General features: G+C 68.3%; 7 protein-coding genes. 1 reads left to right on the top strand and 6 read right to left on the bottom strand.

Going from position 1 to position 6,459, the window contains the following annotated elements; all coding sequences use genetic code 11:
* Nucleotides 1–13 precede the first annotated feature (13 nt).
* The 3 genes from F4X11_18265 to F4X11_18255 form a co-directional block, all read right to left on the bottom strand.
* On the bottom strand, nucleotides 14–511 hold the full coding sequence (locus F4X11_18265) for a fibronectin type III domain-containing protein (protein ID MYN66950.1): 498 nt from the start codon (nucleotides 509–511) through the stop codon (nucleotides 14–16).
* A gap of 183 nt (nucleotides 512–694) precedes the next feature.
* Nucleotides 695–3,427: a hypothetical protein gene (locus F4X11_18260; GenBank protein ID MYN66949.1), complete on the bottom strand. Its 2,733-nt coding sequence runs from the start codon at nucleotides 3,425–3,427 to the stop codon at nucleotides 695–697.
* Between the two features lie 172 nt (nucleotides 3,428–3,599).
* Nucleotides 3,600–4,187 carry a hypothetical protein gene (locus F4X11_18255; protein MYN66948.1) on the bottom strand — a complete coding sequence of 196 codons (588 nt, stop codon included), beginning with the start codon at nucleotides 4,185–4,187 and terminating at the stop codon, nucleotides 3,600–3,602.
* Between F4X11_18255 and F4X11_18250 the strand changes: the two genes are divergently transcribed.
* Nucleotides 4,160–4,693 (top strand): hypothetical protein, encoded by a 534-nt coding sequence (locus F4X11_18250; GenBank protein MYN66947.1) that lies wholly within the window; start codon nucleotides 4,160–4,162, stop codon nucleotides 4,691–4,693. The two genes, F4X11_18255 and F4X11_18250, sit on opposite strands and share 28 nt — an antisense overlap.
* 38 nt (nucleotides 4,694–4,731) lie before the next feature.
* Here F4X11_18250 and F4X11_18245 read toward each other — a convergent pair whose 3' ends face one another.
* From F4X11_18245 to F4X11_18235, 3 genes are all read right to left on the bottom strand, one after another.
* Complete coding sequence (locus F4X11_18245; GenBank protein MYN66946.1) at nucleotides 4,732–4,920, bottom strand: hypothetical protein; 189 nt, start codon at nucleotides 4,918–4,920, stop codon at nucleotides 4,732–4,734.
* A gap of 76 nt (nucleotides 4,921–4,996) precedes the next feature.
* Nucleotides 4,997–5,176, bottom strand: a complete 180-nt coding sequence (locus tag F4X11_18240) for a hypothetical protein (protein ID MYN66945.1) — start codon at nucleotides 5,174–5,176, stop codon at nucleotides 4,997–4,999.
* Nucleotides 5,177–5,228: 52 nt separating this feature from the next.
* The gene (locus tag F4X11_18235; protein ID MYN66944.1) at nucleotides 5,229–6,347 is read right to left on the bottom strand and encodes an FAD:protein FMN transferase; all 1,119 of its coding nucleotides are present in this window, start codon (nucleotides 6,345–6,347) and stop codon (nucleotides 5,229–5,231) included.
* Nucleotides 6,348–6,459: the final 112 nt, after the last annotated feature.

Raw genomic sequence — 6,459 nt, 5'->3', positions numbered from 1 at the left:
AGGGGGTCCCTTTTCAGATTGCCGCGGGGTCCCTTTTCATCTTGCCGCTACCAGGAATGCAGTTGTACGCGCGCGTCGCCCCCTCGTCATAACCGTGGCACGTGAGATCGACCGCGGGTGGCGCCGTGCGGCCGGGCGACGTCGGCGCCGTCGAAGCCATTGGCGTGACGCGGACCGCATCCGACGGGACGCCTTCGACACCGTCTCCGCGATCGCCCCATACCCACACCCAGTACTCCTTGCCGTTCTGCAATCCGGTGACAGTGTGGCTCGTGCGACCCCCGGGGACGGCTTCATGGCGACCGGCAGCAGAACCGTCGACGAGGTCCAGGCCGACGTGATACCTGGCGGCACCCTGGACGGCACTCCACATCAGATAAATACTGGCGTCACGCCCTTCCGCATGGGTAATCACCGGAGGATCGAGACGCCCTTGCGCCGCAACCGGCGAGATACCCATCCCGAGGACCATCAAGACCACAACGCCACCGATCAAGAGCTGTCTGGCCATCGTCCTACCGTTTCTCAGTCGTTCTTAGTTGGATTGACGCAGCCCGCCAAAGGTCAGAACGCTACCACCGAACCGAATGTGTAGCGTTTCGATAATCGTGTAGTGCGTCGCGGGAGAAAAGCGACTGCACACGGGAAGACTGGAATCCACGCAACAGGACGCGAGCCTGTCCGCGGATACGGGTCAGGAATCGGGCGCGATTACGCCCAGTTCCCGGGCGCGGCGGACAGCCTCGGCGCGAGAGGTCACGCCCAACTTGGTGAAGAGCTTTCGCAGGTGATACCGCACACCGTGCGACGTGAGTCCGAGCTCGGCGCCGATCTGCTTGTCCCCGCGACCCTCCAACGACTGCAGGACCGCCTGCTCGCGCTGGCTCAGCACCAGACCGCGCACTTCATCGGCGCGGCGTAGCGCTTTCGATAGCGACTGCACGGTCTCGCGATACGGCGATTCCGGATGGCGCTCGAGAAAGGCCGTCATCGCCGCGCGGCAAACCCCCCGGTCCTGAAACAGCGCCCAGGCATAAGGAGTTTCGGAGAACAGCTCCAGGAAGTCCTTCAGATGCGCCACCGCCGATTCCGGTTCTCCCGCGCGCTGTTCGAGCACCATCGACAACCCCGTGGCGCGCATCAGCGTCCGCTTGAGCTGGTGGTCGATGGCTGCCTCGCGCAACGCGCGGGCCAGATCGCGGCCCTCCCCGAATCGCCGGGTTGCGGTCAGCCAGCGAAGGCGCGCACACGATATCGCCTCCATTTCCCGCCAACTTTGCCGGGTCAGGTCCACGCAACTCGCCGGATCGATCGGCAGGTCTTCCAGCCGCCGGGCCCGTTCAGCGTCGCCGGGCCTTCCCGCGATGACCAGCACCGAAACGCGCGTCGCCGCCACGTACCGTGCGAACGACTTCAGTCCCGCCCCGCGGGTGTGGTGCAGAAACTCTTCGGTCTGCGCCAGGGCCTGGCGGATACGTCCGGCCTGCAGGTGCTGCTCGATCAGCACTGAACAGGCCGCGGCAAAGCCCGAGAAGGGCATTCCCTGTTTGACCAACGCCAACGGAACCCGCCGCAGCTCCGCCGCCGAAGGCGCCGGGTTGCACTCCAGTTGCAGCTCCCGCAGCATGATCGCCGCGCCCGTCACGGCCACGGGATCGACCACGAAACTCTTCCTCGCGACTCGCTGCGCCTTGCGATAGTGCGACTCAGCGTCCTGCACGCGGCCTCGGGTCATGTCCACCTGACCCGTCAGCAGTGCCCCGTACACGCTCATGTACTGGCTTCGTGCAAGGAAGGGCCGGGCGCGCTCGAACCAATCGAGCGCGGATTCGAAATCCGCCAGTAACTGGTACAGGGTGCAGAGTCCGTACGCGGCGAAGCCTCGCGTCACGGGATCGAAGTGCTTCGATTCGGCGAGCTTCGTATAGTTCCTGTGCAGTGTCCGAGTCCAGGTCGAGCTGACCGGTTCTCCCCCGTAGATCACGATGACGCCGCCAACGATGCAAATATCCACCAGGAACTCTCGCCCCACGTCCTGGCGGTTGGACAACGTCTCACTGACTTCGTGGTAGCGCCTTCGAGCCTCCTCCGCGCGACCGGACATGATCCCTACCAGGCATCGCACCAGCACCAGCCGCGGACGCGTCGAGATGACGTCCTCGGTCAGATACCGGTCCGCGGTCTGAAGCTGCGCCAGCCCTTGCAAGGCCCAGAGGCGCACGCCGCCGGCCCGCTCCAGGATTTCACCGGCCAGCACCGGTTGGCCGCCCGCAGCGGCGTGACGCATGGCCGCAACCGGATCGCCCCGCCGAGCCAGCCCTTCGGCAATCCGGCGATGGATGGCGCCGAAGCGCTGCGGGTCTTCACGCAAGCGCCGCTCGGCGCAGTGCTCGCGCACCAGCGGATGGAGCCGCCACTTGTCGTTGTCGGCCGGACCGGCGCTCACAGGCTCGAGCAACCCGACCAACGCAGGCATCGACTGCAGCCGGCGCAACGAGTCGCCGCGCTCGAGCACTTCGTCCAACAGCGGCGCGTCGATCCAGTCGAACAAACCGACGTCGAGGATGAAGTCCCGGTCATCGCCTCCAAGGTCGGCGAACAGCCGCGACTCGATCCAGTTCTCGACGATGTCCTGAGCGACGCCGGCGTCCCCGGCCCTGCCGCGCTGCATCCGGTTGCGGGAAATGCGCAAGGCGAAGGGCCATCCCAGGGAACGTTTCATCTCGGCAGACAGCGCGTCGCGCGACAATCTCCGGTTGAAGAACTCGGCCGCATGGAACCTCGAAAACCTCATTTCCTCGGTCGTCACGAGCCCGGCCCGGCCGTCCAGCACGGCGCCCGCCACGTTCAATCGGTCGGGGATTCGCCGACCCGCCATCGCCAGGTGAAGATTGGACGGGCCGTGCTCGATCAGGAACTCCAGCAGCGCCAACGAAGCGGATTTCTCCAGCCGTTCCAACTCGTCGAAGGCAAGCACGAACGGCTTGCCGGAGACCTGGATCTCTCGCGCCACCACCCCGATTCGACGCTCCGGTCCATCGCCGGCACCATCGAGGTCCGAAACGTCCAGGAGATCCAGGCCGGCGCTCTGGCAGGCCACGGCGATGTAGGTGTCGAGCACGGCAGGCTCGTCCCGCTCGTCCAACGACACCCAGGCGACGGCCACGCCTTTCCGGCGCAACTCGCGGCAACACTCCGCAAGCAGGGTGGTCTTGCCGAAACCGCCGGACGCCTTCAGCACCGTCAGCGGGCGGCGTGTCGGCATGGCCCGGTCCACGAGCTCGGCGCGATGGACGTACGCCGCCACGCGGTCCGGGACGGTGATCTTCTGGACGAGTAGCCAGGGAAACGGTTGCGACGCCGGAGACTCGGCACCCGGCCCGGAAGGGGACCGGGCGGTTCCAATGCCGTTCTTGCGCTCGGCCACTACGGTCTCACCAGGAGCTTGCGCCGCAGAACGCGGCGAAGCGGAATTCTGTGTCCATCCGCGCACCACCTAGGGAACGAAACCAGGAAGGAAACCCCATTGCTCATGAGGTTAACAGGTTGTCAGTGACTAAATCGTGATACCACGTATCTACTACACGACAGTAAAGAGATCATTCGGGAGATCCAGCACCTTCAGGGCGCCGCCGGCAATGATCGAACTGTCGGCTATCCCGGCCCTTGCAGGCGTCCTTCGCGAGGTACACGCGCCCGCCGTGCGCGTGCGTAATACCGTCCAGGGCGTCGACCAGGGCCAGCGTCCCCCGGCGCAGGGGCAGGTCGAGCGCCAGCGTGTAGCCCTCGGTTGGAAACGACATCAGGCCCTCGCCGGCGGGGCCGAATCGCTTGAGGACGGCGAGAAACGAACCCTGTCGGGTCACGGACACGCAACCCAGCAGGGCGGCGAGGCCGGCGGCGCTCTCGCCGGCGGGCAGCACGCACTGGTACTGGACGAAGCCGCGCCGGCCGTAGAGCCGGTTCCACCCGTCGATCCGATCCAGCGGAAAGAAGAAGGAATCAAAGTGCACCGGGTGCGGGCCGCCATGCGCGCGCCCCCGCCGGTGGTACAGGCCGTTGAACAGGCCTACCGCCCAGCGGTTGAGCAGCAGCGACGGGGCATCGACGGGCACGCGGATCGCGCTCTCCGGCGCCGGCCGCAACGGCCGCGACGCCAGTGCGGCGGGCAGGGCACGGCGGCGCATCGGCGCCCCGCGCAGGACCAGCGATCGGCCCAGCCGCCGGCCGCGCGCCAGACAGTCGATCCAGGCGGGCGCTGCGGGTCGACAAGCTGACCTACGCCACGCTGGAAGCGACGCTGATCGAGCACGCCGCCGGACGCGCCGGCGACAACGTGCCGGTGGTGCGCATGATCGAGACCCCGGTCGCCGATGTCGAGGCGCGCGCCGCCGCGCTCCGGTCGCGGCTCGCGGAAGTGGGCGGGCTGACCGTCTCCATCGCTTCCACCGAGGCGACCATCGGCGGCGGGAGCACGCCCGGGGTCACGCTGCCGAGCCGCGCCCTCGCCGTCGAGGTCGCCGGCCGAACCCCGGACGATCTCGCGGCAGCGTTGCGCGGCGGCGTACCGCCGGTGATCGGCCGCATCGCCGACGAGCGCCTGCTTCTGGATCTGCGGTCGGTGGACCCGCGGGAGGACGACCACCTCGCGGAAGCCGTCGCCAACGCGGCCCGGGCGCAGAACCGCGCCTGACGACGAAGAAGACTCCGCTTGCCGCGGGATGATGGCGGTCAGGATCCGGCCTGGGCGTCGGTTCGCCGTCGTGGGCACGCGTCGCAACGCAACGACCGCCCCTCGGCATCGACGACATCCGGCCCGCCGCACGAACCCCGCAGGCAGGGGTACTTGAACAGCAGCCCTACCGCCATGACGAGCATGACGCCCGCGATCACCCCGGTGGTCAGCAGGAACAGACCCATCTCGATTCGATTCCAGTCGGAAGTCGTCCCACGCAATCCGAGACGTTCGAACCTCTTCTCGAGATCGGCCGGCGGCCTATTGCCGTGGCGCGTGCAGCCCCGGCATGTTCACGTGTGATCGTACGTCCTGCTCCACGGAATCGAGTCGCCCCGTCACCCGTTCCAGACGTAACGCGATCCACAGCACCCCGATCGCACTGACCAGCGACAACAGCAGTGTGAGTACTGCGATCACCTCGTGGGCCATAAGTGCCACTCTACCACCTCCTCGAGCGTGTCGATCCGGCCAGACTTCGTCTGGTCGCTGGTCACTGCCTCTCCCTGGAGCCGGCCCACCGCACCGCGGCCATGAACGCCGGCGTCTCCCGTTCGACGAGCCGGCCCGCGCCGTCGTCCTCGACGAACAGGGCCGCCCACCCCTGCTCGACCGCCAGAGCGTAACCCGCTTCGGGACCGAGCACGTTGAGCGCCGTCGAGCGGGCGTCGGCCAGGCTGCACCGCTCTGCGATGACGCTGACCGACAGCAACCCATGAGTGACCGGACGGCCGGTGCGCGGGTCGACCGTATGGGACACCCGAGCGCCGTCGAGCTCGTAGAAGTTGCGGTAGTCGCCGGAGGTGGCCAGCGCGGCGTCCGTCAGGGGCAGGATGCGCTGCGCCGCCGGCGCGCCCGGAACCGGCCGCTCGATGGCGACCCGCCACGGCGTTCCCGCCTCGTTCGTACCGGCGGCCCGCAACTCGCCGCCGATCTCGACCAGATGGTCGCCGAAGCCGAGATCGTCGAGCAGCGCCGCGACCGCGTCGACCGCGTAGCCCTTCGCGATGGCCGACAGGTCGACCACGACGTCCCCGCGGCGCTTCCGCAGGGTCCCCGCCGCGAGATCGACTTCCAGCAGCTCGGCCCCGACCCTGCCCCGCAGCGCAGCCAGCGTCGCCTCGTCCGGCGCCGCCGGCGCCCGTCCGCCCGGCCCGAAGCCCCACGCCTCGACCAGTGGACCCACCGTCACGTCGAACGCCCCGCCGCTCGCCCGGCTCACCGCCAGGGCTTCGGCGACGACACCGAGTGTCTCGGACGACATCGGGCGCGGCGCCGTCGTCCGCGCTCCGTTGAAGCGCGAGAGCTCCGAATCGGCGCGGTAGTGCGACATCCGCCCTTCGATCTCGTCCAGCAGCCGGCGCACCTCCGCCTCGACGGTGGCCGGCTCGAACTCGCGGGCAGGTGAAGCGGCGGCGGAAGCGTGAACGCCGCCGACGCGCGCTCCGGAGACGACGGTCGCGGCGAACGTCGTACCCATCGTCTCGCCCGCGATCGTGTGCCGCTGCCCGGCGCCGAAACCCGAGTGCGCCGCTTGCGAACATGCCGACAAGGTCAGCGTGATCGCGGCCAACGCGAGGCCGCGCTGTCCTCGCCGCCACGTCGAACACATGCCCATGCCACTCGAAACCGGCTACGTCGAGCGCTCGCCGGGCTCCTGATACTGCCTCGTGGGCTCGGATGGCGGCGGCGGCGGCGGCGGCAGCTCGCGCAAGCTCCTAGCC

The sequence above is a fragment of the Acidobacteriota bacterium genome (assembly GCA_009861545.1).
In the GTDB taxonomy this organism is placed as follows: Bacteria; Acidobacteriota; Vicinamibacteria; order Vicinamibacterales; family UBA8438; genus WTFV01.
The sequence above is the reverse complement of the archived record's forward strand: the minus strand, read 5'-3'. Positions and strand labels throughout refer to the sequence as shown.